The organism is Glutamicibacter sp. B1 (assembly GCF_039602135.1).
Lineage (GTDB): Bacteria > Actinomycetota > Actinomycetes > Actinomycetales > Micrococcaceae > Glutamicibacter > Glutamicibacter ectropisis.
The window spans coordinates 886,289-911,187 of sequence record NZ_CP125942.1; the positions used below are offsets into that span (position 1 = coordinate 886,289).

28 protein-coding genes are annotated in these 24,899 nt (G+C 54.8%); 16 read left to right on the forward strand and 12 right to left on the reverse strand.

Annotated features, from left to right (window positions below; translation table 11 throughout):
- Positions 1–5: 5 nt before the first annotated feature.
- The gene (gene gatB, locus QMQ05_RS04075) at positions 6–1,514 is read left to right on the forward strand and encodes an Asp-tRNA(Asn)/Glu-tRNA(Gln) amidotransferase subunit GatB (protein WP_345473231.1); all 1,509 of its coding nucleotides are present in this window, start codon (positions 6–8) and stop codon (positions 1,512–1,514) included.
- Between the two features lie 80 nt (positions 1,515–1,594).
- Here gatB and QMQ05_RS04080 read toward each other — a convergent pair whose 3' ends face one another.
- Both QMQ05_RS04080 and QMQ05_RS04085 read right to left on the reverse strand, forming a co-directional pair.
- On the reverse strand, positions 1,595–2,701 hold the full coding sequence (locus QMQ05_RS04080; protein ID WP_345473233.1) for a hypothetical protein: 1,107 nt from the start codon (positions 2,699–2,701) through the stop codon (positions 1,595–1,597).
- Positions 2,691–3,230 carry an RNA polymerase sigma factor gene (locus QMQ05_RS04085; protein WP_345473235.1) on the reverse strand — a complete coding sequence of 180 codons (540 nt, stop codon included), beginning with the start codon at positions 3,228–3,230 and terminating at the stop codon, positions 2,691–2,693. The genes QMQ05_RS04080 and QMQ05_RS04085 overlap by 11 nt, the downstream gene beginning before the upstream one ends.
- 357 nt (positions 3,231–3,587) lie before the next feature.
- Between QMQ05_RS04085 and QMQ05_RS04090 the strand changes: the two genes are divergently transcribed.
- Positions 3,588–3,758, forward strand: a complete 171-nt coding sequence (locus QMQ05_RS04090; RefSeq protein ID WP_345473237.1) for a hypothetical protein — start codon at positions 3,588–3,590, stop codon at positions 3,756–3,758.
- Between the two features lie 83 nt (positions 3,759–3,841).
- On the opposite strand, the gene QMQ05_RS04095 is transcribed toward QMQ05_RS04090, so the two are convergent.
- A complete protein-coding gene (locus QMQ05_RS04095) occupies positions 3,842–4,387 on the reverse strand; it encodes a HutD family protein (protein WP_345473239.1) in 546 nt (181 codons plus the stop codon).
- 153 nt (positions 4,388–4,540) lie between these two features.
- On the opposite strand from QMQ05_RS04095, the gene QMQ05_RS04100 reads away from it, so the two are divergent.
- Together QMQ05_RS04100 and QMQ05_RS04105 are read left to right on the forward strand one after the other, a co-directional pair.
- Positions 4,541–5,068, forward strand: a complete 528-nt coding sequence (locus tag QMQ05_RS04100) for a GNAT family N-acetyltransferase (RefSeq protein ID WP_345473241.1) — start codon at positions 4,541–4,543, stop codon at positions 5,066–5,068.
- A 223-nt stretch (positions 5,069–5,291) separates the two neighbouring features.
- A complete protein-coding gene (locus QMQ05_RS04105) occupies positions 5,292–6,224 on the forward strand; it encodes a hypothetical protein (protein WP_345473243.1) in 933 nt (310 codons plus the stop codon).
- 73 nt (positions 6,225–6,297) lie between these two features.
- On the opposite strand, the gene QMQ05_RS04110 is transcribed toward QMQ05_RS04105, so the two are convergent.
- A complete protein-coding gene (locus QMQ05_RS04110; protein ID WP_345473245.1) occupies positions 6,298–6,705 on the reverse strand; it encodes a type II toxin-antitoxin system VapC family toxin in 408 nt (135 codons plus the stop codon).
- Positions 6,702–6,950 (reverse strand): type II toxin-antitoxin system Phd/YefM family antitoxin, encoded by a 249-nt coding sequence (locus tag QMQ05_RS04115; protein ID WP_345473247.1) that lies wholly within the window; start codon positions 6,948–6,950, stop codon positions 6,702–6,704. The genes QMQ05_RS04110 and QMQ05_RS04115 overlap by 4 nt, the downstream gene beginning before the upstream one ends.
- A 155-nt stretch (positions 6,951–7,105) precedes the next feature.
- Between QMQ05_RS04115 and QMQ05_RS04120 the strand changes: the two genes are divergently transcribed.
- Positions 7,106–7,663 carry a GrpB family protein gene (locus QMQ05_RS04120; RefSeq protein ID WP_345474626.1) on the forward strand — a complete coding sequence of 186 codons (558 nt, stop codon included), beginning with the start codon at positions 7,106–7,108 and terminating at the stop codon, positions 7,661–7,663.
- Here QMQ05_RS04120 and QMQ05_RS04125 read toward each other — a convergent pair.
- A complete protein-coding gene (locus tag QMQ05_RS04125) occupies positions 7,617–8,564 on the reverse strand; it encodes a GlxA family transcriptional regulator (protein WP_345473249.1) in 948 nt (315 codons plus the stop codon). The genes QMQ05_RS04120 and QMQ05_RS04125 overlap by 47 nt on opposite strands.
- A 70-nt stretch (positions 8,565–8,634) precedes the next feature.
- Between QMQ05_RS04125 and QMQ05_RS04130 the strand changes: the two genes are divergently transcribed.
- Complete coding sequence (locus tag QMQ05_RS04130; protein WP_345473251.1) at positions 8,635–9,210, forward strand: cysteine hydrolase family protein; 576 nt, start codon at positions 8,635–8,637, stop codon at positions 9,208–9,210.
- Between the two features lie 229 nt (positions 9,211–9,439).
- On the opposite strand, the gene QMQ05_RS04135 is transcribed toward QMQ05_RS04130, so the two are convergent.
- Positions 9,440–9,913 carry a DUF664 domain-containing protein gene (locus QMQ05_RS04135; RefSeq protein ID WP_345473253.1) on the reverse strand — a complete coding sequence of 158 codons (474 nt, stop codon included), beginning with the start codon at positions 9,911–9,913 and terminating at the stop codon, positions 9,440–9,442.
- 73 nt (positions 9,914–9,986) lie between these two features.
- Complete coding sequence (locus QMQ05_RS04140) at positions 9,987–11,051, reverse strand: hypothetical protein (protein ID WP_345473255.1); 1,065 nt, start codon at positions 11,049–11,051, stop codon at positions 9,987–9,989.
- 119 nt (positions 11,052–11,170) lie between these two features.
- Here QMQ05_RS04140 and QMQ05_RS04145 point away from each other — a divergent pair, with 119 nt between their 5' ends.
- A complete protein-coding gene (locus QMQ05_RS04145; protein ID WP_345473257.1) occupies positions 11,171–11,788 on the forward strand; it encodes a TetR/AcrR family transcriptional regulator in 618 nt (205 codons plus the stop codon).
- On the opposite strand, the gene QMQ05_RS04150 is transcribed toward QMQ05_RS04145, so the two are convergent.
- A complete protein-coding gene (locus tag QMQ05_RS04150) occupies positions 11,789–12,361 on the reverse strand; it encodes a HutD family protein (protein ID WP_345473259.1) in 573 nt (190 codons plus the stop codon).
- Between the two features lie 73 nt (positions 12,362–12,434).
- On the opposite strand from QMQ05_RS04150, the gene QMQ05_RS04155 reads away from it, so the two are divergent.
- On the forward strand, positions 12,435–13,409 hold the full coding sequence (locus tag QMQ05_RS04155) for an aminoglycoside phosphotransferase family protein (RefSeq protein WP_345473261.1): 975 nt from the start codon (positions 12,435–12,437) through the stop codon (positions 13,407–13,409).
- A gap of 2 nt (positions 13,410–13,411) precedes the next feature.
- On the opposite strand, the gene QMQ05_RS04160 is transcribed toward QMQ05_RS04155, so the two are convergent.
- Positions 13,412–14,086: an HAD family hydrolase gene (locus QMQ05_RS04160; RefSeq protein WP_345473263.1), complete on the reverse strand. Its 675-nt coding sequence runs from the start codon at positions 14,084–14,086 to the stop codon at positions 13,412–13,414.
- 31 nt (positions 14,087–14,117) lie between these two features.
- Positions 14,118–14,564, reverse strand: a complete 447-nt coding sequence (locus QMQ05_RS04165; protein ID WP_345473265.1) for a MarR family winged helix-turn-helix transcriptional regulator — start codon at positions 14,562–14,564, stop codon at positions 14,118–14,120.
- Positions 14,565–14,678: 114 nt separating this feature from the next.
- Here QMQ05_RS04165 and QMQ05_RS04170 point away from each other — a divergent pair, with 114 nt between their 5' ends.
- Both QMQ05_RS04170 and QMQ05_RS04175 read left to right on the forward strand, forming a co-directional pair.
- A complete protein-coding gene (locus QMQ05_RS04170) occupies positions 14,679–15,857 on the forward strand; it encodes an MFS transporter (protein ID WP_345473267.1) in 1,179 nt (392 codons plus the stop codon).
- 46 nt (positions 15,858–15,903) lie between these two features.
- Positions 15,904–16,734, forward strand: a complete 831-nt coding sequence (locus QMQ05_RS04175) for an aldo/keto reductase (RefSeq protein WP_345473269.1) — start codon at positions 15,904–15,906, stop codon at positions 16,732–16,734.
- A 59-nt stretch (positions 16,735–16,793) separates the two neighbouring features.
- On the opposite strand, the gene QMQ05_RS04180 is transcribed toward QMQ05_RS04175, so the two are convergent.
- Complete coding sequence (locus QMQ05_RS04180) at positions 16,794–17,699, reverse strand: LysR family transcriptional regulator (RefSeq protein ID WP_345473271.1); 906 nt, start codon at positions 17,697–17,699, stop codon at positions 16,794–16,796.
- A gap of 133 nt (positions 17,700–17,832) precedes the next feature.
- Here QMQ05_RS04180 and tdh point away from each other — a divergent pair, with 133 nt between their 5' ends.
- The 6 genes from tdh to QMQ05_RS04210 all read left to right on the forward strand — a co-directional run bounded on the left by tdh (position 17,833) and on the right by QMQ05_RS04210 (position 24,860).
- The gene (gene tdh / locus QMQ05_RS04185) at positions 17,833–18,885 is read left to right on the forward strand and encodes an L-threonine 3-dehydrogenase (protein WP_345473273.1); all 1,053 of its coding nucleotides are present in this window, start codon (positions 17,833–17,835) and stop codon (positions 18,883–18,885) included.
- 44 nt (positions 18,886–18,929) lie between these two features.
- Positions 18,930–20,129 (forward strand): glycine C-acetyltransferase, encoded by a 1,200-nt coding sequence (locus QMQ05_RS04190; RefSeq protein WP_345473274.1) that lies wholly within the window; start codon positions 18,930–18,932, stop codon positions 20,127–20,129.
- 68 nt (positions 20,130–20,197) lie between these two features.
- Positions 20,198–21,217 (forward strand): LacI family DNA-binding transcriptional regulator, encoded by a 1,020-nt coding sequence (locus tag QMQ05_RS04195; RefSeq protein WP_345473277.1) that lies wholly within the window; start codon positions 20,198–20,200, stop codon positions 21,215–21,217.
- Between the two features lie 129 nt (positions 21,218–21,346).
- Positions 21,347–22,708: an ABC transporter substrate-binding protein gene (locus QMQ05_RS04200; RefSeq protein ID WP_345473279.1), complete on the forward strand. Its 1,362-nt coding sequence runs from the start codon at positions 21,347–21,349 to the stop codon at positions 22,706–22,708.
- A 68-nt stretch (positions 22,709–22,776) separates the two neighbouring features.
- Positions 22,777–23,916, forward strand: coding sequence for a carbohydrate ABC transporter permease (locus tag QMQ05_RS04205; RefSeq protein WP_345473281.1), 1,140 nt, complete (start codon positions 22,777–22,779; stop codon positions 23,914–23,916).
- Entirely contained in the window at positions 23,913–24,860 is a 948-nt protein-coding gene (locus tag QMQ05_RS04210) for a carbohydrate ABC transporter permease (RefSeq protein WP_345473283.1), read from the forward strand. The genes QMQ05_RS04205 and QMQ05_RS04210 overlap by 4 nt, the downstream gene beginning before the upstream one ends.
- The last annotated feature ends 39 nt before the right edge of the window (positions 24,861–24,899 follow it).

Genomic DNA, 24,899 nt, shown 5'->3' on the forward strand with positions numbered 1-24,899 from the left:
AGATCATGAGCAACTACACCGATGAATTGGTCGACTTCGACGAAGCCCTGGATCGTTACGACCCAGTACTGGGCTTTGAGGTCCACGTTGAGCTGAACACCAAGACCAAGATGTTCTCGGACGCGCCGAACGCATTTGGCGATGACCCGAACACCAACGTCACCCCGGTTGATCTGGGCCTGCCCGGCGTACTGCCAGTGGTCAACAAGACCGCCGTGGAGTACTCCATCCTGATCGGTCTGGCACTGAACTGCCAGATCGCTGAGAAGTGCGGCTTCGCCCGGAAGAACTACTTCTACCCGGATACCCCGAAGAACTTCCAGACCTCCCAGTACGACGATCCAATCGCCTATGACGGTTACCTGGACATCGAGCTGGAAGATGGCGAAGTCTTCCGCGTGGAGATCGAACGCGCCCACATGGAAGAGGACGCCGGCAAGCTGACTCACATGGGTGGCGCTGCCGGTCGTATCCAGGGTGCGGACTACTCGCTGGTGGACTACAACCGTGCCGGTGTGCCACTGGTGGAGATCGTGACCAAGCCAATTGTGGGCGCTGGCAAGCGTGCCCCAGAACTGGCCAAGGCCTACGTGGCTGCGATCCGCGAAATCGTGAAGAACCTGGGTGTTTCGGATGCCAGGATGGAACGCGGCAACGTGCGTTGCGATGCCAACGTTTCGCTGATGCCAAAGGACGCGGACAAGTTCGGTACCCGTACCGAAACCAAGAACGTGAACTCCCTGCGCGCAGTCGAGCACGCGGTGCGTTTCGAAATTGAGCGCCACGCTGCAGTGCTGGATTCCGGAGCCAAGATCGTTCAGGAAACCCGCCACTGGCATGAGGATACCCGTAGCACCACCTCGGGCCGTCCAAAGTCGGATGCCGATGACTACCGCTACTTCCCAGAGCCAGACCTGGTGCCGATCGTTACCACCGCAGAGTGGATCGACGAGTTGCGCGCCCGTCTGCCGGAACCACCTGCCGAGCGTCGCAAGCGCCTGAAGGCTGAGTGGGGCTATGCGGACAAGGAATTCCGCGACGTGGTCAACGCTGGTGTGCTCGATGAGATTGAGCAGACCGTTGCCGCTGGTGCTACCGCTGCGGTGGCACGTAAGTGGTGGATGGGCGAGATCGCTCGCCTGGCTAAGGCTGCGGATAAGGACATCGCCGATCTGGGCGTCACCCCTGCGACCATCGTTGAGTTGAACTCGCTAATCGAGGGCAAGAAGATCAACGACAAGATCGCTCGTCAGGTCCTCGAGTACGTCATCGCCGGCGAAGGTACCCCAAGCGAGATCGTTGAGAAGCGCAGCCTGGCTGTGGTGAACGACGACGACGCACTGGGCAAGGCCGTGGATGATGCCATGGCTGCCATGCCGGATGTAGTCGAGAAGATCAAGGGCGGCAAGATGCAGGCCATCGGTGCACTGATGGGCCCTGTTATGAAGGCTACCCGCGGACAGGCCGATGCCGGTCGCGTTCGTGAAATCGTGATGGAGAAGCTGGGCCTCTAGACGCAGCTGCTCAAACACAACGAGGCTCCCGTTGTCCGTCATTGACGGACAACGGGAGCCTCGTCTCTTTTTGAAATCGATCAGAGCGGCGCTACGGTGACGCTGTTGCGAGTACCGCCCTGAACGAATCCGTCGACATCGACCGCGACCTCTTCGAAGGCGTTCAAATGCCCCGTGGCCGTATCAAAGATGAACGAATAGCGCAGAGCATCGACATTGTTGGGGTCATATCCCGGGACATAATTCTGATCAATGGAAAACACGAGTCCGGCACGGCCCATCCGATCGGTCGTTTCCCCATCGAAGGTGATATCGGTGCGCCCCTGGAGCAGCTGAAGAACCGCGGCGCTCTGTGCCTGGCTCGGATTCCAGTCCTGCAGGTGAAAACCGAGCACTTCGAAGAGCGCAGTGTCGGGGTTGCCCGAGTACATGGCCAATCCGTTTTCAGAGGTGCTTCGCACTTGGGCATCCAAATCCTTGGCAATGTCAGGAATTTGGGGGCGTTCCCACACAGGCTCCGTTTTCTTCAGTTCTGCGAGCTCGGTATCAGTGAGCTCAATTGTTTTAGTGGTTGTCCCCAGCGGAATTCGTTTGCCGGTCTCGACATCCTGATCAGGTATCCGCTCACCGGTTCGAGCTGAAACGATGCCTAAACTCGTCGTGTAGCGTTGATGTAGGCCATCTGGCCGACGGACGGATACATATTCGTATTCGCTGACGGGGCTGAACGCTTCGGTTTCTTCTATGCTCGCTACACGCTTGGGCAAGGAACTCTCGCGCAGGTTCTTCATTTGATACGCCTGTTCATCAAAGCCTGTCGGGTCCTTGGTTTCCCGGGCTTTCGCCAGGAGGGCATCCAGAGCTTCCTCACGGTCCTGGCCTGTGGGCGTTGTGATCAGAGCGGGGACCAATCCCGCGGTGGCCTGCGGTGTGTTGAACCACGTCAGTCCCACGGCTAGAACTCCGACGACAAATGCCGCAGCAACACCCCATACAACGCGCGGAGACAGTAGCTTTCGTTGTGACCTGACGCTGGACAATGGCACGACCTTGACTGTGGGTTCTGATTCTTGCTTTTTGCTGTCATCTGACAAGATGTTGGCTAGCACCTCGGCCCCGTTCGAAGAGAACGTTATGTCGCGGGCAGGGTCTGCGCTGCGCAACAGCGATTCAAGATTAGTTTCCACGACGGGTGCCTTTCAGGATCTTTGCTAGTTTGCGTCTGGACCTGCTGGCCTGTGCCCACACAGCTTGTTCGGTGTGGTTGGTGACGGCCGCGACCTGTGCCGCGGTCAACCCGTCCCAATAGAGCAACCTGATGATTTCGGAGCCTGGTTCCCCCAGACTCATGACCGCATCCCGAAGGGCCTGCATGTCCTCGTCGGCCCTTTCACGAGTACTGCTGAATTCATGTTGCCGTCTGGCTCGGACTTCTGCGTCAAATCGCCGCAGTCGGTCTCGGTATGCATGCTGCACAAGGTGCCAGCAGGTCTTGTAGAGAAAGGGTATTGCGGAGTCATCAAGTAGTTCACACTTTTGCCAAACAATCCTCATCGCGTCAGCTGCGACTTCGCGGGCATCACAGTCGGAGAGGCCGCGCCGAATACCGAAACGAATCGCCTGCTCATGATGCTGATGAAAGAATTTTTCGAAGAGTTCTTGGCGGTTGGGAGAACTGCGGCTCACCTCTGGCGGATCCTCGGTCTGTGTAATCATTCTGTCCTTTGGTGTGAGTGTCTTTACTTCTTTATTCCCACTCACGGACGAAACCTGACACTTGAACAGAAAAAGTTTTCACTATTCCCTAGATTAGCTGGACAAGGTCGAATGCCTGAATAGTTTCGGTGCTGGTGAGACGAACCCCGCTACGACTTGTTGCTTCCTGAATCTAATCTCTCCACAAAGGACAACCAACATGAAGACGACGGCCGGTAACTTGCGCGCTTACAGCGAATTGAGCCCTATTGAAGTGGCTTCTACTGCATTGGAGTCAGAAGGCACAGCGATAACAGTGCGAATAATTGTTTGCTAAGCATGGAGTAACGGTTGTCCAATGTAGACAAAAGAATCTCAATGAGCGGTATCGACTTTGAACTGATCTCCAAGGGGCCAGCCATCGCAGCGACGAATGAGATATTTCCGGTAGGAGACCAGTTCAATTTCCGAAGAATTCTTGATTCGTCCTGCCTGGCTATGAACGTCGACAAATTTTTGACTCAGAAATCAGCAGATCAAAAAGAATAATGAGGGCCGTCAATTAGTGCGTTCGGCCGAATTTATTGCACTGCAACCGCGGTACTCGTTGAAGGGCAACGCACGTCTTTGGGTTAACGCTTGGTGAGGGTGGCTAGTACGAACCGTCCCGAAAACGGCTGTTCCATGGGGTTCGTGAGCAGGAGAGAATCCAATCGGGAAAAGGTTTGGCCGTTTCCTGCGCAGGTATTTTCCAGAGCGATCAGCAACTGAATACTCGATTCAACAAACCCCAGGACCGGCGACTGCACAATCTCTACCGATGGTTCCCACATGTCGCGCAACCCCATGACATTCAGGTCAAGGAACCCTGCACTTTCCGGCGTCGCTGAAACATCGTCCTCACCGTCAAAGACGACAGTTCCCTCCACCGGGAGCAACAACTGTTGGTCGTTGATGACCAGTTCCACCGATCCAGGCCCCAAAGCTACCTGACCGCGTCGAACGCCGGGGTAGGGGCTGTATGGCTGAGTTCCAGTAATCTCGGCAATACTAATTTTCCATGTCCACTCGCCAGCTGCCTTGGTGGCATCGCTGAAAAGGGTGCGAGTGATGCCCTTACCGTTTTTCCAAGTTTGGGGTGGCAATTCGGTGTATCGAACGATAAGCGGTCTTGGCATGAGGTCGGAGTTCCTTCGTTTCTTGGCGAGATAATTCAATGCTTGCATTCTCAACCCTTTGTGCGGCCCTGGAATTTCAAGCGCTGTCTGGACGGGCATAATTGCGAAGTTGACCAGGTCCCAAACTGCATCAGCCACGTGTAGGGTGACAACATGACGATGCAATTCATTCCGATGGGCAGCTCAGATATACAGGACGTAATTGAATTTCTGACAGCGAATCGGTTCCCGTATCACGTGCGCAGTGAGTGGACGGAAGAACAAGCCGCCATGACGGTGAGAAACGGCCGATTCTGGAATGATTCCTCACAGGGATACTGGATTGTTGACGGTCAAAAACGTTTGGGAATAGTCAGCTTGGAAGACGATGTACCCATGTTTGATTTGAGGCTATCCGAAGAAAAACGGGGTCTCGGTTATGGCGTTAAGATCTTGGAAGCCCTAACGGATAAGGTATTCACCGAGATGACCGATGTTGTGAGGTTCGAAGGACAAACGAGGGAAGATAATCTTCCGATGCGTAGAACGTTTGTGAAGGCAGGGTTTCTGAAAGAGGCACACTATCGGATGGGTTGGCCTATGGGCGATGGTCAGTTTGTGTCATCTGTGGCTTATTCGATGATTCGTCCCGATTGGAAATCCGGAAAAACTACTGAATTTATTTGGGACGATTTGTCTTGATAGTCGTTTGTGAGCTGCGAGCGGTCAGAACGATGAAGGCCGCATTCGTGAAATTGTAATGGAGAAGCTGGGACTCTAGACCGTACTTTTCATATCTGAACCGTTGGCCTCAGGCATCTTAGTGGGAAGTTTGAATCTGCCGCTTCTAACTGTTGAGGTAATGATTCGTAGTTGATGACGCAAACTTTTATGAGACGTTTGGATATTCGGTTAGTCTCGAAATATGATCAACGCATCTCGTGGAGTAAAGATTTTCAGCATGGTGGCCACGGTAGGTCTACTGGCCGCGGGCTGTAGCGAACCGAAAACCGAGCTCAAGACTTTGACGCCGACGGTAGTTCCTACACCCAGTGAAGAACAACCTGAGATCAAGTCGCTACGAGATGTGGACCTCGGGAACGCAATATGGATTGATCCGATGTTATTCGACGGAAAAACCTCGAAAATTCATCTGAAGGACTCAAAGGGCAACGACGAATTTAGCAGCTACGAGCTTGGCAAGATCGTCTACTCGGATCTGAATGGCGATGGGGTGGAGGATGCCGTTGCGGAACTAAAATCCACCTCAGGTAATGCCTACTGGGAACACTATGTTGCGTGGGTTGCCACCGATGATGACCCAGTGCAAGTTCCGGGGGAGTTTGCCTACACTCACAATTGTGGTTCAACTGTGACGAATGTTGAACCAGCCACGGATGGCATCAAGATCACCGAATACCTCCGCAGTGACTTTCAAAATACAGCTTGTTCGGAGAACGGTCCGCTGAAGCAAGTTCGAACTGTGGGTGTGGAGCAATATGCCGACGACGACCAGTATTATCTGGTTCGCAAGGACACTCTTGGAGGCTACGGAGGTTACTGCCACCCGGAAGGGAAAGGTGACACGATCGCTGTTTCGATCCCTGTCTATTCGGCGCCAAATGCCAAAAGCAAGATGCCTTTGGAGCGTCAGGCAATGATGGGCTACCTGGCCGGTCCGGATGCTGCTGGTGAAACCACCGAAGACGGGCAATGGATGCTTGGTACCGTGTTGATTAGCGACGACAAGTCGGAGACCGGTATGCAGACGCGTTGTGCGTGGATGCCAACGGCAAAAAATCCGCTATACACCGAGGGGGAAGCGGTGTCAGGTAATAACGGGCAGCTCGCTGGCTAGCGCATTCAGCCTGCTTCGTAGAAAGCCACTTGCGGGAAATGAAACTTAGCGATGGCGGCAGATGCTGCCTATCTCATGCCCATGGATTCAAAAGTGGGACTTCAGTTCTTTCAAAATCTTTCACGTTTCTCGTCACAAGAATCAAACCATGAACCAAAGCGGTAGCGGCAATGAGCCCATCCAAATGCGGCATCGGGTTGGGGACATGTAGGTTTGCTGCAACCTGCGCAATTTGATCGTCAACAGGGATGAAAGCATCCTTGAAGTTCGGTTTGAAGTTCTGATCTAGCCAGGTTCGCAATCTGAAGCCTTGACGCGGATCTTTGCGTTCTGCCCTTTGGACGCCAACTTCAAGTTCAAAAAGCGTAATCACACTTATCTGAATGTCCGATTCCCGCTGCGCGGATAACCAGCGACGTGCAGGGGATGTGGCTGTCTTTCGCGAATCACTGATGATATTCGTATCTATCAAGAATTTCATAGATCAATGTCTCGTTCATGAAGCGTTCTGATGGGGAGCTCCAGTTCGTAGTCAACTTCTTCTCCTGCCCACAGGAAATCGCCAACAAATCGGTCTGCCTTTGTAATTCGATCGTATTCCTCGGCGCTCATCAAAACATGCGATCTACGTCCATGGTCCGTAATTACGACCGGGCCTTCCAACGCAGCTCGTTTTGCTGCTGAGACGTCTTGATTGAATTCTCGGCTGGTAATGGTCTTGCTCATCCTGCCCACATCCTTTGTGCCTATAGTAGGTACTATACGACGAAGGGGCAAGGGGCAACAGCCCCACCCGCTTCCTGTTCGTAAACCCCGCCATGCCTTCAATAGCCCATAGGCAGTTCCTTGTCCGTACAGGCATTTTTTGTCAGTCACCATCGATGCATAATGGACTGGTGAAGAATGGATGGTTCGATAGGCCGGGCGGTGAGCCTGTTCATCTTGTTGAGCACGATTCATCATGGGCCGGGCAAGCCGCTGATTGGTCGCATCGGATCAACCTTGCCCTTGGCTCGACTGTCGAATCTGTAGCGCACATCGGGTCGACCGCGGTTCCCGGTCTCATTTCCAAGCCTGTTCTCGACATTCAGGTCGCTGTTTTGGATATCTCCGATGAGTCTGCCTACCGCAGTGGTCTTGAAACTCTGGGGCTCATACTGCGACAACGAGAATCCGATCACCGATTCTTTCGTCCACCTGCAGGCGAACTGCGAACAGTACATGTTCATGTGTGCGAAGTAGGCTCGATCTGGGAACGAGAGCATTTGGTGTTTCGTGATCGACTGAGAGCAGATCCAGCGTTAGTCCGCGCCTATGCCAGATTGAAACTAGGATTAGCCAAGAGCGTTGGGCATGATCGGCTTGCTTATACGAACGGCAAATCTCAGTTCATCAAGGATGTTGTTGACGGAACGCTGCCGCATGACTTGTCGGAGTGACTCCTAAACGGGCTATGAAATGCTTGCGCAGTAGATCATCCGAAGTAAAACCTACTTCGCGCGCAATGGCACCAATCGACAAGTCTGTTTGTTCAAGGAGCTGTTGTGCCTCGCGTACTCGAAGATCATTTAGCCATTTAACTGGTGTGGTTCCGAGATTCGTAGAGAACCATCGGTGAAAAGATCGGGGCGACATTGCGCAGGCTGCCGAGAGTTCCTTGATGCTCCACTGGCGTTGAAGGTTGTTAGCTACCTGCAAATGTAAGTGTTCGACGGACGGTACCGGCCTAGCAGGGATGGTCGTATCTGCATATTGGGCCTGCGTACCTGGCCTGAAAACTGGTGTGACCATGGCCTTGGCAATGGACTGAGCGGCGCTTGCCCCCCAGCGCTGTCGGACTAGCTGCAATAAGAGATCAATGCCGGCGGTGACTCCAGCTGATGTCCAGATTTTGTCCTCGCCACAATACAAGTCCCTAGCCTTGACGTGAATTTTTGGGTATCGACTGGCTAGTTCATCAGCGAATCGCCAGTGGGTAGTAGCCGTGCGTCCATCGAGTAAGCCTGCCGCAGCTAGAGTGAATGCGCCGGTGCACAACGAAGCCACGACTACGCCTGCGGATGCGGCTCGTGCGACTGCGGCAACTTCCTGACAGTGCGGTTCGGCCAGCGGATCTTCACTTCCAGGGACGATTAAGACGTCTAGTTCCTCGACTGAGGTGAAGTCGTGGGTGCTACGTATGGACTGGAACGGGTCGAGATCCGTGATGCGATTGGCGGCAATGAGGCGAATCGTCGGTTGGGGGAGTCCGCGGTCTGAACGGTCGTCAAAGACTTCGCGAATCACCGCAATATCAAATGCACGGCGTCCCGGGCCAATAAGAATTCCCACGATTGTCATGGCACAATTTTATCGAACCTTGTCATTCATGCCACTGTTTTGGTCTCCTCATCCCTGATGAAGTAGAAACATGATTACCAATGACAACGTGGCACTTATCGTGATCGATATGCAGCAAGGTTTCTACGATGCTACATGGGGTCCGACGACTAACTATCCTGAATGCGAAAATAACGTGGACCGACTTGTAGCCGAGTGGTCCACACGCCGGATGCCGGTAGTGGTCGTCAGACATGATAGCCGTAATCCAACTTCGCCATTGTTCACGGAAGGGGACGGCAATGATCTCCTTGAAAATATTCAGAACGCAGCTACGGATCTTCTCGTCACGAAAACGGTGAACTCTTCCTTTTACGGTTCACCAGATCTGGCGCAGTGGCTTAGGGACAGGGCGATTTCTCAGATTGTGATTTGTGGAATCCAAACCAATTTATGTGTTGAAACGACCGCACGCATGGGCGGAAATCTCGGATTTGAAGTTTTTGTGCCGCTCGACGCAACTCGAACCTTTGATCTGGCTGGCCCAGACGGAACTGTCATTTCAGCGAGCACCTTGATGCAGGTTACTGCCACAAATCTTCACGGAGATGGGTTTGCTCAAGTGGTTTCAACGCAAGATGTTTTGGACTCAGTGAGGGCGATATAACTCATCTTCGATATTTACTTTTCTTGCTGACGAATCTGTACGGTGCTGGTGCCAAGAGTAGCGATTGATAGTGGAAGTAAAGAACAACGAGAGCCTTATGTTCTGGCGCTTGGGCGATGACAGATTGCTGGACTCGATATCCCATGCACTGCTCAGTCACGGCACGGAAAGCAGTGAAGCAACCAGTCTCGACGTACGACTTAGTAGTCCAAATTTTATTGTTGAGGATTTATGTGCGGGGCCGGCACAAGAAGTCGCGAGTGATTTCTAGATGCCCCAAGTGCTGACAAAGTTCTTCGTAGACGTGCAGGAGGACACCGCCACAGGTTGCCATCCAATGGTCGACTTCGCGACCAGATGGCAAGTCGGCCGGAGCCTCTGGCATCACGGTGCGTAAAAGATCCGCAACGAAAGCGTCCCTAGTATCAGTAGCTAGGTTCAACGCATCGTGCTTGCTCATTTCTGCGCTGAACTCGGCATCCCGATCACGAGGGACCGCGATGCCGAGATTCACCGTAGAGGACCAGCGACGCATCATTCCACAGCAGTGCACCAGAATCTGCACCGGAGAATTGCTACCTGACACCGGCAAATAACTGTTCACCAACTCCGCTGGGATGGCGTTGACGGTATCGACGAGCTGGTCGAACTTTTCCAACAAAAGTTTGACGAGGATTTGCTCGTTGACTGTCTCAGGATTCATGGCACGATTCTAAGCAAGATCCGGTGCGTCATCACTGACGCGGGTCGGCAAGCCGTAGAGAAGCAGAGCAAGTCTAGGAAGCATGCTTCCCTGCATGGGGCGTCTCCAGCGTGCTTTCTGGAACGTGCATTGATTCTTTGGCACGGAAGTGGCCGATCAAGGTCAGAACAATACCTACCAAGGCCCATGCACCCAGAGTCCACCACTGCTGGGCCGTCGAAGCTTCAGGGAAGTAACTCAGCGATCGGATCAGTGATCCTGAAGCGCCGGGAACCATGTACTGCCCAATCACACCCCAAGGTGCTGCCAAGAACTGCCAAGGCATGGTGGCACCTGAGAGTGGATTACCAACAAACATGGTCAGCACTGCTCCAATTCCAATGCCGGCTCTGCCGACAAGTGAGGTGCAGCCAACAATAAAGGAAGCGGTAGCCATCATGGTCAGTCCCATGGCCAGAGCATTAATCCAGAAGTCGCCCTGAAGGTACTGGAACCAGGTCTGCATGATGAATGCGACAACGACTCCAGCGGCAACCGCAAAGCTGGCCACTGCTGCCAAGCGTCGTACCGGTCCGGTGATGAGCAATGAAATAAGCACACCGCCGATCATGCCGCCGATGGCCATAGGGAAGGATGCTGAAGCCAGTCCGGAACCATTTGAATCGTGCTCGGAGTATGAGACGACAGGGGTGACTGCAACCTTCACCGCTGTAGGATCACCACCGGCTTGAGCGACTTGTTGCGAAACTTGGGCCTGCAATTGGGTGGCTACTCCCGTGAGCATCTGGGCCGATACGGCGCTGGCCGCTGGAGCGGTCAAAACTTCAGGAACCTCGGTGCCTGAACCTAGAACGATAGCGCCATAGGTTTCCTGGGACTCAATTTGATCAATGGCCTCGTCACGGTCTGCGGCTGGGATGAAATCAAAGGTTTCATTGGTTCCCGTCGCATTCTCCAGCGCGGATACTTTGGCCTGATCGCCGGAAATACTGACCGGAAGGTTTCGCGCTTCGGCGGTCTTTCCTGGCCAGAGGAAAGCAAGGACGATGATGGCAAGTGCGATCGATGCTGCAACACCGATGACCACGGCGACGGGCCACTTGGTATGTGGGGTTGGCGTGCTTACTGGGGATGTCATTCTCTGACTCCTTAGGAAAATTCGGCGAGCGAAACTATGCGGTGGATCTGGCGCGTGGTAACTCTCAAACATAACTCTACAGCTGAGGAATTCCTCACCTGTGGAAGTATACTGAATTTATGAGCAATCAAGAACACCTCTCCGCGCCAAAGCGTCCCAGCGGGCGCCGCGCGGGGGATAGTGGCACGCGTCAAGCAATCCTTGAATCAGCGCAACAGCTGTTCGCGCAGATGGGATATGAGGCGGCATCGATTCGCACCATTGCCACGTCAGCAGGCGTTGACCCTGCACTGATACGTCATTTCTTTGGTGACAAAGCGACGCTCTTCGCGGCCACCGTGGCGGAACATAAGGTGATACCCGAACGACTGCAATCGGCCTTTGAAGGTGATCCTCAACACCTTGGATTTCGCGTCGTTGATGCGTATCTTCGGCTGTGGGAAGAGGAGGAGACTCGCAACATGATGATGGCGCTGGTCCGTTCCGCGGCAACCTCGGAAAAAGCCGCGGACATGCTCAAAACGGTGCTTGGGTCACGGATGCGTGGTGTGCCGCAGGTACACGATGGCGACTCAGATCAAAGCCAGAGAATTGTCTTGGCGGCCTCGCATATGTTGGGAATCGGGTTCACCCGATACATTCTCAAGTTGCCCGAGGTCTCGACCCGGACGCACGAAGAAATTGTGAGTGAAGTCGGGCCTGCCATTCAACGGTATTTGACCGGGACGCATCGCTAACTAGAGCGCTGTGGATTGATGGTGTGTTTCACCCAGAGGTGTGAAGGTCAATAAGTGGAAGCTTCCACGGACATCCACGCGTGCATGGGACGGAATTAAATAGCTGTCCAACCGCGAAAGCTTTTCGTCGTCGGTGGTGCAATCCTCATCTAGCGCCACGAGGATATTTATCTCGCTGCCCGTAGAAATATGGGATGTTCCACTGAGCGCCTCCACATGAGCGTCCCATCGATCGCCGAGAAACATCAGATTCAGGGCTAGAAACCCAGGGCTACGCGGGATCACTGTTACTTCCTCGTCGCCGTCAAAAGCAACATGTTCCCCGGTGTGTAGGCGGCGCTGGTGGCCACTAATTGTCAGGTCGATTGCACCTGGGCCCAGAGCCACTTGGATCCTTCGAATTTCGGGGTATTGGCTGTAGGGCTGAGGCTGAGAAATCTCAGCCACGCTGACTTTCCAGGTCCAAGCACCCTGGGTATCCGAATCGCTGAAAAGCGTGCGCGAAACTCCCTTACCGTTTTTCCATGGCTGAGCCGGAAGACTTGCATACCGAACTAGTGATGCGACAGACATGGGCTATTTCATCCTCAACATTCGTTCGGCTTTGAAAACATCTTTCCATCTGCCGGGTTCACTCATTGAATTGATGACAGCTGTTTTCCTTCGTGGCGTGGGCATTGTCGAGGATGTAGCCAACTACTATGGAGCGATGAGCCTGTCACCAGCTAATAAGCCCGCCATGCCCGAGGCTGAAGTGATTATTGATCTGGAAATGGTTCGCAGATTGGTTGCCACACAAGCTGAGCAGTGGGCCGATGAGGACCTGCGATACCTAGCAACTGGCTGGGACAATGAAATCTATCGTCTCGGGGAGTCTTTGATTGTTCGTCTGCCTAGAAGGCAACTGGGCGAGGATATCGGAGTCAAGGAGCGGCGCTGGCTTCCGCATCTGGTGGAAGCTACCGGGGTGGATGTTGGCTCCGTCATTTTTGAAGGGCATCCAACGACGGACTATCCCTTTACCTTTTCAATATGTCGCTACGTTTCTGGAAACAGTGCTGCCCAGCTGGCACGCCAAGAACGTGACAGGTACGTCGCCGAGTTTTCCAGTCTCCTGCGAGCCCTGCACCAGCCTTCGAACTCAACCGAGCCGAAAAGTGACTTTCGCGGGTGTCCGCTGAGCGCGGTTGACCAACGTACTCGCGAACAGATTGCAGTTTTGGATCCCTCACTCCAAGCACGAGCGTTAGAGGTTTGGCAAGAAGCGGTAGACGCGAAGCCTTTTGGCGGGCATCCGGTGTGGCTCCATGGTGATCCTCATCCGCATAACACCATCGTTGACAGCCAACAGGCGCACAGCTCTGTCTCCCTGATTGATTTTGGGGACCTGTGTGTTGGGGATCCGGCCTCGGACCTTGGCATGATCTGGATGCATTTCAGTGCTGAAGGTATCGATCAAGCTTTTGAGAATTACGGCATCAAATCTGGCAGTTCAACATGGCTTCGGGCCCGCGGCTGGGGACTGCGTTTTGCCATGCTCATGGCAAAACTTGATGACGACGACCTACTGGGTGTCGTCGGACGGGAAACGCTGCAGCTACTGCTTGAGGAATCCAGCTGAGATCATTGCGAGAGCAGCCCCGGCAACTGGGTCATATTCGTGAAGATTTCTGTAGCGCCGGCAGCCAAGAGTTTCTCAGGAGTGCTGCTAATAGGTCCGCCTGGGCAGTAACCGAAGACCGTGGCCCCGGCGGCAACCCCAGCACTCACGCCCGTGACGGTGTCCTCAACCACCGCAGCTTGAACTGGATCAATTCCTAGTCCGGAAGCCGCTGCTAGATAGACATCCGGAGCAGGTTTGCTCTTCGCATACTCCATGCCGCTGTAGACCTGGTTGCCGAAGAATGGTGCCAATTGAGTAATCTCAAGCTGCATTTCGACCTTGCCACGATCGGCCCCGGTGGCACAGGCGATCTTTCCGTCATACACGGCAGAAATCTGCGTTACCGCATCCACAGCTCCCGGTATCGCCTGCAAATTTTCGCGTAAAGCCACATCGCGACGCCCTCTGAAGCTGGCAATCCACTGCTCATCAATCCGAACTCCGGTGTGTGCGAGGATAGGTTCCCACTGATCTTTCAGTGCCTTGCCGATAAAGATGCGGATGCACTCTTCAGGGCTAATATTCCATCCCAATTCAACGAGCATTCCGCGCAATACCGCGTTAGTAATGGACTCTGAATCGACCAGTACGCCATCACAGTCAAAGAGTACGGCGGAGAATTTTGGACGCGACAAGATGGACCCTTCCTGCAGAACTGCAGATCTATTAGGCGGCAGAGAACTCGTGAAGAATGCGGGCCAGAGGGGCAAGCTCTGGTTGCTCTTCGGCTTGCTTCAGCACGCGCTCTAAGGTGGCGTCGTGAATGGGCTTCGCCTTTTGATAGAGCTCGTGGCCAACCGGGGTCAGCTCCGTATAAATTCCACGACGATCATCGGCACACAACACGCGGGAAAGCAGGTTGCGGTCTTCTAATCGGGTGACCAAACGCGTCGTCGCGCTGGGGCTCAAAGCGGTAGCACGGGCTAGCTGCGCCATGCGCATATGCCAACCGTCCTGTCGGTTCAGGGCATCCAAAAGTGTGTACTCGACCACAGAAAGACCGACCTGAGCGGTCAGGTCTTTTTCTAGTGCAGCATCGATTAATCCGTGTAATGACGCCAAAGTACGCCATCCGCGGGCCCGGATTTCAACAGCGTCATCTGCGATTCCCATGGGTTCCTCCAAAAATACTTGCTTGCGCTGGTTAGTTGCGTGTGCAACGATAGTATCTATCACGCAATAACAAGCGTGTGCAACTAATTTATCTAGTCTATCAGGAGTAACGCTATGCCGCTCGGCCTTATTGCGTTGGCTATCGGTGCCTTTGGTATCGGGCTTACTGAATTTGTCATCATGGGCCTGTTGCCAGACGTGGCCAACGACTTCGCTGTCAGCGAGGCTGCTGCTGGCTGGCTCATTTCCGGATATGCACTGAGCGTAGTGGTTGGAGCGTTGGGTCTCACCGCAGCCACCGTCCGACTGCCACGCAAACCAGTGCTCGTTGGTTTGCTGGTCCTATTCGTCGTTGGCAACTCGCTCACCGCCCTTGCCTCAACCTACGAAGTGGCCATGATTGGCCGCGTCATCGCCGCCCTGTGTCACGGTGCATTCTTTGGCATCGGCTCGGTGGTCGCATCCGATATGGTTCCGGCCAACAAGAAGGCTGGCGCTATTGCCATCATGTTTACCGGCTTGACGGCCGCTAATGTTCTGGGTGTGCCATTCGGTACCCTTCTTGGCCAGTACTCGGGCTGGCGCTCTACATTCTGGGCAATCTCCGGTATTGGTGTCCTCGCATTGATTGGCATTCTCGTGCTGGTTCCAGCTATCAAGCACGTTGCCGAAGGAATTTCTCTGCGTGAAGAGCTTGGTGCCTTCAAGTCCCTTCAGGTTTGGCTGTCACTGGGTCTGACCATCCTGGGATACGGTGGCATGTTCGGTGCCTTCACCTACATTGCCTACACCTTGACCGAAATCACCGGCTTCAACGCAACCACCGTGCCATGGCTACTGATGCTCTTCGGCGTCGGCCTCTTCGTGGGTAACTGGATCGGTGGTCGTATGGCCGACAAGAGCATTGACCGCACCCTGCTCTTCTTCATCGCAGCGCTACTAGTAGTGCTTGTAGTCTTCGGTTTCGTGGCGAACAATCAGATCGCAACCATCGTTGCTCTGCTGCTCATGGGCGGCTTTGGCTTCGGTACTGTTCCCGGTTTGCAAAGCCGCATCATGCAGTACGCAGGCAATGCGCCAACCTTGGCATCAGGGGCAAACATCGGTGCCTTCAACGCAGGTAACGCACTGGGTGCTTGGGCCGGAGGCCTGGGCATCGCTGCAGGACTGGGTTACACCTCGCCAATCTGGATCGGCGCCGTTATTACCTTCGCTGCCTTGATCCTCGTGCTCGTAGCCATGGGCTTGGCTAAGAAGGCAGTGACCGCACCCGAGCTAGTCACAGCTAGCTAATTCACAAGTTTTCAGCAATCCATCTCAACCAATCAAGGAGTTAGATATGACTACCACAATCCCGACGATCACCCTGAACAATGGCGTTGAAATGCCTCAGGTTGGTTTTGGTGTCTTTCAGGTTCCCAACGAGGAAACTACTGCAGCCGTGTCATCTGCACTGAAGGCAGGTTACCGCAGCATCGATACCGCCGCGATCTACGGTAATGAAGAGGGTGTTGGCAAGGCCTTGGCTCAGTCCGGCATTGCTCGCGAGGAACTGTTCATCACCTCCAAGATCTGGATCGCAGACATGGGCTACGAGGCAACCCTTGAGGCTTTTGACGCAAGTCTTCAGCGCCTAGGCCTGGATTACTTGGACCTGTTCCTCATTCACTGGCCAGCTCCTGAAAAGGATCTCTATGTTGAAACGTGGAAGGCTCTGGAGAAACTGTATTCAGAGAAGAAGATCCGCGCCATTGGCGTGTCGAACTTCCAGCCAGAGCACCTGAACAAGCTGATTGCTGAGGGAACCGTGGTTCCGGCTGTGAATCAGGTTGAGCTTCACCCAGCACTGCAGAACCGTGAAGTCATTGCCGTCAATGCCAAGCATGGCGTTGTCACCGAAGCATGGAGCCCATTGGCTCAGGGCGCGATGCTCACCGACGAAACGATTCTCGCGATTGCCGAGGCCCACAAGGTGAGCGCAGCTCAGGTAATCCTGCGCTGGCACCTGCAGCAGGGACGAGTGATCATCCCTAAGTCGGTCACCGAATCGCGCATCATTGCCAACCTTGACCTGTTCGGTTTTGAACTGAGCGGCGACGAGCTGGCCAGCATTGACGCTCTTGACCGTGATGGTCGTACCGGTCCAAACCCGGACACCTTCAATGGCTAATTGCTTCTAAACGCCTGCGGTCCACCCTCAGTGAGGGTGGACCGCAGGCGTTTATTAGGTTAAACGGTGATGAGCCGTTGAACCTGCGTCCGGATTGCCTCAATGACATCGTTTATCGCACTTCTGTGCAGGTGTTCTGCCCTGAGTAAGAGGTCGATTTGTCGACCGGAGTTTAACCCCTTAATTGGTCGTAAAGTCACCGAGTCGTCCAGGGTGTTTCGTGCCGTATATCGAGGCAAAATACCAAGGCAGTTACTGGCTGCCACGAGAGCGCCGGCGGTGGCGTAGTCGTTGACCCGATGCTCAATTGTTGGTGCCTTACCTGCCAAAGCGGCAATGGTTTCCAGAACATCGGCGGGGGAGTACCCCGAACGAGACACCACCCAACGTTCATCGATGACCTGTTCGGGAGTGAGCTGTTCAAACTCGGCCAACGGATTCTCCTTGTGGATGGCGATGTCCAAAGGTTCGAAGGCTAGTGGAATGACGGTGATGCGGTCTTTGGGCCAGGGCGCCGTGTGTGGCATGCGGTGTGCGAGAACAAGATCATAGGAAGAAGTTAGCGCTGGAAAATCTTGCTGGGAAACATCCTCATCGGAAAAACGCAGCGGCGGTAGGGAGCCGGTAGGCAGGGCCAGCAGCTGCGCGAACACGGTTTGCCCAATGGAATGGAAACCTGCGATATGAATGGGCACGTCACGATCTTGCTCGGCTGTGCGAATTTGCGCCGACGCCTCAGCAAGGGTGGAGGCCACGGATGCTGCCGCGGAGGCCAGCAACTTCCCCTCGGACGTGAGGACTAGGCGCCGACCGTCCTTCTGGGTCAATGGAACGGAGAATCCGCGTTGGAGCTGGGTCAGGTGTTGGGAAACAGCCGAGGGTGAGACGAAAAGTGCTTTGGCTACCGCGTTGACGCTACCAAGATCCGCCAGTTCACGCAGGATCCTCAGCTGATGTAATTCCATGAAGTAAATGCTAAATCAACAAATCAGTAAATCATGGATCTTCTAATATGTTTTCCTGCTCTGTGGGGTGCGACACTGGAAGCAACACAGTCCGTCGTGTGGGTACTCGGCGGCCCTCTGAAAAGGAACACGTATGAAAGCACTGTACAAATCTGGACCGCATGCAGGACTGGAACTCGTGGACCGACCAGAACCAGAAGTCGGTGTGCACGACGTCAAAATTCGCGTCATGACCACCGGTATTTGCGGGACTGATCTACATATCGAAGCCTATGATGATGCCGCCAAAGCCATGATTAACACGCCACTGGTTCCCGGGCACGAGTTCTACGGTGAAGTGGTGGAGACTGGTTCTTTTGTTCACGGCGTTAAGGTTGGCGATCGTGTTTCCGGTGAAGGCCACGTGGTGTGCGGTATGTGCCGCAACTGCCGCGCCGGACGCAAACAAATGTGCATCAACGTTGATTCTGTCGGCGTGCAACGCGATGGCGCTTTCGCGGAATACGTGGTGATCCCGGAAAGTAACGTGTACATCCACCGCGATGAACGCATCACCCCACTGCTCGGAGCCATTTTTGATCCCTTCGGCAACGCGGTACACACCGCATTACAGTTCCCGATGATCGGTGAAGATGTCCTGATCACCGGTGCTGGACCCATCGGTTTGATGGCCGCTGCGGTGGCCCGCCACATCGGGGCCCGCAAGATTGCTATCACCGATATTTCAGATCAACGACTCGAACTAGCACAATCCATGGGTGTGGACCTGACGGTGAACGTCGGCGCCACACGAATCAATCAGGCACAGCGTGATCTGGGAATGGTTGAAGGCTTTGACTACGGCATGGAAATGTCCGGACACTCCAGCGCATTGCCCGAAATGATTGAAAACATGAATCATGGCGGCAAGATCTGCATGCTCGGCCTGCCAAACTCCTCCATCGATATCAACTGGGGCAAAGTTGTCACCCACATGCTCACCCTCAAGGGCATCTACGGCCGCGAAATGTTTGAAACTTGGTACGCCATGAGCGCCATGCTCACCAGCTCAGATGTGATGCGTGAACGGATCTCTTCGGTCGTCACCGACTTTGTCCCAGCCACCGAATGGAAGCAGGGCTTTGAGGCTGCCCGCGGCGGTCACGGCGGCAAGGTCGTGCTCGACTGGAGCGTTTTCGCAAGCTAAGAATTTCTCGCCTTCACTTCTCGCACCCACAAGGAGTAGCCCTCATGTACACCGATCTTAAAGACCAACTGGCCGTCGAACTCGATCAGCTGAAGACCTCCGGCCTATTCAAAGCCGAACGCCATATTGACTCAGCACAATCCGCCTCCATCATGGCCGGTTCACTAGGCACCGAAGCCCGCCCGGTACTGAACTTCTGCGCGAACAACTACCTGGGTCTAGCCGATAACGAGCAGATCATCGACGCTGCCAAAGCTGCGATGGATGAGCGTGGCTTTGGTATGGCTTCGGTGCGTTTCATCTGCGGAACCCAGGACCTGCACCTTGAGCTCGAATCCAAGCTTTCCAAGTTCCTTGGCACCGAAGATACCATCCTGTTCTCCAGCTGTTTTGACGCCAACGGTGGCGTTTTCGAATCCCTTTTTGGCAAGGAAGACGCCATCATTTCTGATGCGCTGAACCACGCCTCAATCATCGATGGCATCCGTCTGTCCAAGGCAGCGCGCTTCCGCTACGCCAACCAGGATATGGATGACTTGGAGACTCAGCTGCAGGCTGCCGCGCAGCTTAATGATGGGGCGGGCGCTCGCCGAACCATCATCGTCACCGACGGTGTCTTCTCCATGGACGGCTACCTTGCACCATTGGAAGCCATCTGCGATCTGGCGGACAAATACAAAGCGCTGGTCATGGTTGATGACTCTCACGCCGTGGGCTTCATGGGGGCGACCGGCGCAGGCACCCCGGAACACGCAGGCGTCTCGGACCGTGTAGATATCTACACCGGAACCTTCGGCAAGGCCTTGGGCGGAGCCTCCGGTGGTTATGTTTCAGGTCGCGGCGAGATTGTGGCGATGCTACGCCAGAAGGCACGTCCCTACCTGTTCTCTAACTCCTTGGCTCCATCAATCGTCGCGGCCACGCTCAAGGCCCTTGATCTTGTGGTGGACTCCAATGACCTGCGCGAAAAGCTCTTCGAAAACGCTGCTCATTTCCGTCGCCGGATGAGCGAAGAAGGTTTTGAACTGCTTGACGGTGAACACGCCATCATTCCGGTCATGTTCGCCGATGCCATCAAGGCCGCGGAAGTTGCTGCAAAAATGCTTGATCGTGGAGTTTTTGTCACCGCCTTCAGCTACCCCGTGGTGCCCCAGGGAGCTGCCCGTATCCGCGTGCAGCTATCCGCGGCGCATTCGGCTGAAGATATCGAGGCCTGCGTCCAGGCATTCGTCGCTAGTCGCTGAGCGAAGGCGAAGTCAGGACCCGTGTTTCAATAGGAACTACGAGTTGGCGAACCAAAGGCGGGGGACTCATGGCGACAAGGGATGATGTGGCCCGTTTGGCGGGCGTATCTCCAAGCACCGTGTCCTACGTGATCAGTGGTCGACGCACCATTTCGGAGGCGACCAAGACTAAAGTCATGGCTGCCATGCGGGAGCTGAATTACACCCCGAACGCCTTCGCACAGGGCCTGGCTGGAGCACGCCGAGGAATCCTTGCCCTGCATTTTCCCACCAACGTTGATGGCTATTCCTCTACAGAATTTGAGTATGTCACCGCAGCGATGGAGCGTGCCCGGGCGCTGGGCTATCACATGCTGTTGTGGTCAAATCCGATGACCGATGTGATGGGTTTAGAGAGCCTTGTTGGTCAAAAGCTCGTGGCCGGCGTGTTGTTGATGGAAGTGTCGATCAATGACCTGCGCTTTGATGTTCTGCGCCGGGCCAACGTTCCTTTTGTGTCCATTGGCCGTCCCGATGACAGTGATGACTTGTCCTATATCGACAATGACTTTGCTGAAGCCGGGCGCCTCGCCGTAGATTATTTGGCCAGCCTCGGACACCGCTCACTCATGTACATCAACGTGTCACGTGAGGAGCAGCAGGCAGGAAATGGTCCGGGCATTCGCACCGTTCGGGCGATCTGCGAGGCGGTGGAACTAAGCGGGATGTCGATACAGGAAGTGCCCGTGGAAAATAATGCACGGGGTGGGCGTGAAGCGTTGGAGGTGTATCTGAAAATGGATCCACGTCCGACCGCGGTGCTCGCCCTGAAGGAATTTGCCACCGCCGGGTTTGTTAATGCTGCGGGCATGGCTTCACTAAAAATTCCGCAGGACCTCTCGGTCATAGCACTGGGTGTTGGCGATCGATCTGCCGAAATGGTCGCTCCAGCATTAACCACGGTGGCTCCTTCGGGGGAGCGGATTTCCCACGCTGCGGTGGATGCCCTGGTCGAAAGAATTGAAGGCCGATCTGAGCAATTAATTCAAGAACTGATTACACCGGTGATGACGGTTCGTGATAGCTCGGGGGCAGCGCCAGCATGTTGAGCCTGAGTAATTTATCAGTCGGATCTCCCTCAACTGTTGACGCGCGTCGATGATCTGCGTCACTATTGAGGGGATCATTCGCGCCGGGCACCATATGCCGGTCGGGTACTTCTCAACGTGGAGGGCATCATGAAGAAAATCAAACGCGGTCGCAAGCTCGCACCCGTTATTTCACTAGCAGCCATCAGCATGCTGTTAGCTGGCTGTTCCGGAGGGGCCGACCCCAATGATCCCAACGCCTCCGGTGGCGGAAGCGAAGCTCAGGTAGGCCAGGCCGACGGCGTCGTGGACATTTACGGTCCGGTCACCGGCATTGAGGCAGATCTTCTTGAGAAATCTTGGGCCCAGTGGTCTGAAGACAATGACATCAAGATCCGTTACACCGGAGACAAGAACTTTGAATCGCAGATCGGCATCAAGGTTCAAGGTGGTGACACCCCAGACCTAGCAGTCTTCCCACAGCCTGGACTCCTGCAGGCCACCGTCGCTCAGGGCAAGGTACAAAAACTCCCCGACGCTGTACAAACCCAATTGCAGAACAACTGGTCCGAAGACTGGCAGAACTACGGCAAGGTTGACGGCGTGCAGTATGGCGTGCCATTGATGGCCAGCGTCAAGGGGTACATCTGGTACTCGCCCAAGCAGTTCGAAGAATGGGGCGTGAGTGTCCCGAAAACCTGGGATGAAATGATCAACCTCGGCACCGAAATTTCCGAAAAGACTAATGAGCCTGCATGGTGCGCCGGGTTTGCTTCCGGTGAAGCCTCCGGCTGGCCGGGCACCGACTGGATTGAAGATGCTGTCCTGCGCCAGTCAGGCACCGAAGCGTACGACAAGTGGGTGGCCGGTGATCTAGAGTTCACCTCCCCAGAAATCACCAGCGCCTTTGACTCCGTTGGAAAAATCTTGCTCGATCCCAAGCAAGTCAATGCCGGATATGGTGATGTGAAGTCCATCAACGCTACCGCCTTCGGTGACGTAGGAACCGCTGTTGCCAAGGGCAGTTGCCCACTGACCCATCAGGCATCCTTCCTCGAAGGATATGTGCTTGATGCGAAGAACGCCGATGGCGACAAGGCTACCGTGGCTCCCGACGGCGATGTTTGGGCCTTCATCGCCCCGCCAGCCAAGGCCGATGATCCTGTCTCCGTCGTTGGCGGTGGCGAATTTGTCGCTGCCTTCTCCAATGATGAAGACACCGCCAAGGTGCAGGAATACCTAGCCAGTGCAGATTGGGCCAACAGCCGCGTGGGACTCGGCGGAGTCATCTCGGCCAACTCCGGACTGGATCCCAAGAACGCCAGTAGCGACCTGCTACGTTCCGCCGTTGAAATCTTGCAGGACCCAAATACCACCTTCCGCTTTGACGGCTCTGACCTGATGCCAAAGAGCGTCGGTTCGGACTCGTTCTGGAAGGGTCTGGTCGATTGGATCGATGGCAAGTCCACCAAGGAAGTGCTTGAAAATATTCAGTCCGGTTATGACTCCTAGTCATCACGAAGTGCATCGTCAACGGCCGGGATTCCCGGCCGTTGACGTGATGGTAGGAGCCCGAGTTTATGTCTGAATTATTCCAGTGGCTGGCCTCTGTGCCACCGTTGATCCAAATACCACTGGTCCTGATGGCCTTCGCACTATTGATCGCCATGATCTTAGGCTTTGTCGAAGTGGCAACCAAGGGCGGTCGTGGATATACCATCCTGCGGCTTCTCAGCGCGGTACTAGTCCCGGTAGTCATCCTGTTGTTCCTCGGACTGTATAACTCGGTGATGTGGGTGGCAGTGATCGCTGCTGTGCTCGGGGGCATAGTGTTTCTTGTCGATCGCCGTTCCCGTGACGGCGCCGGCTCGCTACTGCAGCTCACCGGATTTTTGGCCCCCGCGCTGCTACTGCTGGCGATCGGCCTGATCTATCCCTCCCTGAGAACCGCGGTCAGCGCCTTCATGGCCAACGATGGGTCCGGTTTTGTCGGTCTGGGGAACTTTATCTGGGTCTTCACTAGCCCCGACGGGGTGACCGCTCTGCTCAATACCTTGGTTTGGGTCTTGGTGGCGCCGGCAGTATCCACCATCATTGGCCTGGCCTACGCGGTGTTTATTGACAGGTCTCGCGGCGAGAAGTTCTTCAAACTTCTGGTGTTCATGCCCATGGCAATTTCTTTCGTCGGCGCATCGATCATCTTCAAATTTTTCTACGACGTTCGACAGGGCGAGCAGATCGGTGTGCTCAACGCGATCATCACCGCTTTCGGCGCCAAACCAGTGGACTGGCTGGGCCTTGAACCGTGGAATACCCTGTTCCTGGTCATCATTCTGATCTGGACCCAGGCGGGGTTTGCCATGGTCATTCTCTCCGCGGCCATCAAGGGCATCCCGGCCGAACAACTCGAAGCTGCCGAGCTGGATGGGGCCACGGCGTGGCAACGCTTTGCCAATGTCACTCTGCCAGGAATTCGTTCCTCGGTGATTGTCGTACTCACCACCATTTCCATTGCATCCCTCAAGGTCTTCGACATCGTTTCATCGATGACCGGCGGTCGTTCAGACACCACGGTTTTGGCCTTCGAGATGGTACGTCAGTTCCAGCTCGGTGCTCGCACCGGTTACAGCTCGGCCTTGGCAGTAATCTTGTTCATTCTGGTGTTGCCGATCATCACCTACAACGTTCGTCAGCATAAAAAGCAAGGGGGAATCCGATGAGCAGCATGCGCGAATCCTCCCAACGGCTTTTTAGGGCCACCGAAAAAACCAGTGGAAAGCTGCGTCGAGCAACCACCTCGCGTGGGGCCACCGTGGCAGCGTTCATCATTGCATTGGTGTGGACCATCCCCACCTTTGGGCTGTTTGTCTCATCCTTCAGGCAGGCGGATGACATCAAGACCACGGGTTGGTGGACGGCTCTATCTAATCCCTCATTCACGCTGGATAACTATGTGCAGGCCTTTTCTTCGGGCGATAGCCTGCCGCTGTCCAAGGCCTTTGTGAACTCGCTGGTCATCACTATTCCGGCGGCAATCGTGCCGATTATTCTTGCCAGCCTGGCTGCCTACGCCTTTGCTTGGATCAACTTTAAGGGACGAAATACCCTCTTCGTTTTGGTGTTCGCCCTACAGATTGTTCCGATCCAGATGGCGTTGGTGCCGCTACTCCAGCTCTTCTCCGATGGGGTGAAGATTGGTGGGCTGTATATCCTGCCGGGGCTCGGGGTCAATGGACTGGATGGCGCCTATGCGAAGGTATGGATCGCGCACACGATCTTTGCACTTCCCTTGGCGATTTTCATGTTGCACAACTTCATCTCACAGATCCCGGACGAAGTGATCGAAGCGGCTCGTGTCGACGGTGCTGGGCACGGGAAGATCTTCTCACGCATTGTTCTGCCACTATCGATGCCGGCGATCGCTTCCTTCGGTATTTTCCAGTTCCTCTGGGTGTGGAATGACCTTTTGGTGGCCACGGTGTTCACCTCCGGTGGTGGGCTGCCGATCACCAAAGCACTTCAGGACCTTTCAGGAACCTACGGGCAATCTTGGGAGCTGCTCACTGCGGGTGCGTTCATTTCGATGATCATTCCACTGGTAGTGTTCTTCGCCTTGCAGCGCTACTTCGTTCGTGGCCTGCTTGCCGGTGCTACCAAAGGGTAGCCACAACTTACCGCAGTATTCAGGGCCTCGGAATTGTTC

What these genes read in the sequence shown, in the direction of transcription:
- gatB (WP_345473231.1), top strand. Translation starts at nt 6, where the DNA reads ATGAGCAACTACACCGATGAATTGGTCGACTTCGACGAAGCCCTGGAT.
- QMQ05_RS04085 (WP_345473235.1), bottom strand. Translation starts at nt 3,230, where the DNA reads ATGATTACACAGACCGAGGATCCGCCAGAGGTGAGCCGCAGTTCTCCC.
- QMQ05_RS04090 (WP_345473237.1), top strand. Translation starts at nt 3,588, where the DNA reads ATGAGCGGTATCGACTTTGAACTGATCTCCAAGGGGCCAGCCATCGCA.
- QMQ05_RS04095 (WP_345473239.1), bottom strand. Translation starts at nt 4,387, where the DNA reads ATGCCAAGACCGCTTATCGTTCGATACACCGAATTGCCACCCCAAACT.
- QMQ05_RS04100 (WP_345473241.1), top strand. Translation starts at nt 4,541, where the DNA reads ATGACGATGCAATTCATTCCGATGGGCAGCTCAGATATACAGGACGTA.
- QMQ05_RS04105 (WP_345473243.1), top strand. Translation starts at nt 5,292, where the DNA reads ATGATCAACGCATCTCGTGGAGTAAAGATTTTCAGCATGGTGGCCACG.
- QMQ05_RS04110 (WP_345473245.1), bottom strand. Translation starts at nt 6,705, where the DNA reads ATGAAATTCTTGATAGATACGAATATCATCAGTGATTCGCGAAAGACA.
- QMQ05_RS04115 (WP_345473247.1), bottom strand. Translation starts at nt 6,950, where the DNA reads ATGAGCAAGACCATTACCAGCCGAGAATTCAATCAAGACGTCTCAGCA.
- QMQ05_RS04120 (WP_345474626.1), top strand. Translation starts at nt 7,106, where the DNA reads ATGCATAATGGACTGGTGAAGAATGGATGGTTCGATAGGCCGGGCGGT.
- QMQ05_RS04125 (WP_345473249.1), bottom strand. Translation starts at nt 8,564, where the DNA reads ATGACAATCGTGGGAATTCTTATTGGCCCGGGACGCCGTGCATTTGAT.
- QMQ05_RS04130 (WP_345473251.1), top strand. Translation starts at nt 8,635, where the DNA reads ATGATTACCAATGACAACGTGGCACTTATCGTGATCGATATGCAGCAA.
- QMQ05_RS04135 (WP_345473253.1), bottom strand. Translation starts at nt 9,913, where the DNA reads ATGAATCCTGAGACAGTCAACGAGCAAATCCTCGTCAAACTTTTGTTG.
- QMQ05_RS04140 (WP_345473255.1), bottom strand. Translation starts at nt 11,051, where the DNA reads ATGACATCCCCAGTAAGCACGCCAACCCCACATACCAAGTGGCCCGTC.
- QMQ05_RS04145 (WP_345473257.1), top strand. Translation starts at nt 11,171, where the DNA reads ATGAGCAATCAAGAACACCTCTCCGCGCCAAAGCGTCCCAGCGGGCGC.
- QMQ05_RS04150 (WP_345473259.1), bottom strand. Translation starts at nt 12,361, where the DNA reads ATGTCTGTCGCATCACTAGTTCGGTATGCAAGTCTTCCGGCTCAGCCA.
- QMQ05_RS04155 (WP_345473261.1), top strand. Translation starts at nt 12,435, where the DNA reads ATGACAGCTGTTTTCCTTCGTGGCGTGGGCATTGTCGAGGATGTAGCC.
- QMQ05_RS04165 (WP_345473265.1), bottom strand. Translation starts at nt 14,564, where the DNA reads ATGGGAATCGCAGATGACGCTGTTGAAATCCGGGCCCGCGGATGGCGT.
- QMQ05_RS04170 (WP_345473267.1), top strand. Translation starts at nt 14,679, where the DNA reads ATGCCGCTCGGCCTTATTGCGTTGGCTATCGGTGCCTTTGGTATCGGG.
- QMQ05_RS04175 (WP_345473269.1), top strand. Translation starts at nt 15,904, where the DNA reads ATGACTACCACAATCCCGACGATCACCCTGAACAATGGCGTTGAAATG.
- QMQ05_RS04180 (WP_345473271.1), bottom strand. Translation starts at nt 17,699, where the DNA reads ATGGAATTACATCAGCTGAGGATCCTGCGTGAACTGGCGGATCTTGGT.
- tdh (WP_345473273.1), top strand. Translation starts at nt 17,833, where the DNA reads ATGAAAGCACTGTACAAATCTGGACCGCATGCAGGACTGGAACTCGTG.
- QMQ05_RS04190 (WP_345473274.1), top strand. Translation starts at nt 18,930, where the DNA reads ATGTACACCGATCTTAAAGACCAACTGGCCGTCGAACTCGATCAGCTG.
- QMQ05_RS04195 (WP_345473277.1), top strand. Translation starts at nt 20,198, where the DNA reads ATGGCGACAAGGGATGATGTGGCCCGTTTGGCGGGCGTATCTCCAAGC.
- QMQ05_RS04200 (WP_345473279.1), top strand. Translation starts at nt 21,347, where the DNA reads ATGAAGAAAATCAAACGCGGTCGCAAGCTCGCACCCGTTATTTCACTA.
- QMQ05_RS04205 (WP_345473281.1), top strand. Translation starts at nt 22,777, where the DNA reads ATGTCTGAATTATTCCAGTGGCTGGCCTCTGTGCCACCGTTGATCCAA.
- QMQ05_RS04210 (WP_345473283.1), top strand. Translation starts at nt 23,913, where the DNA reads ATGAGCAGCATGCGCGAATCCTCCCAACGGCTTTTTAGGGCCACCGAA.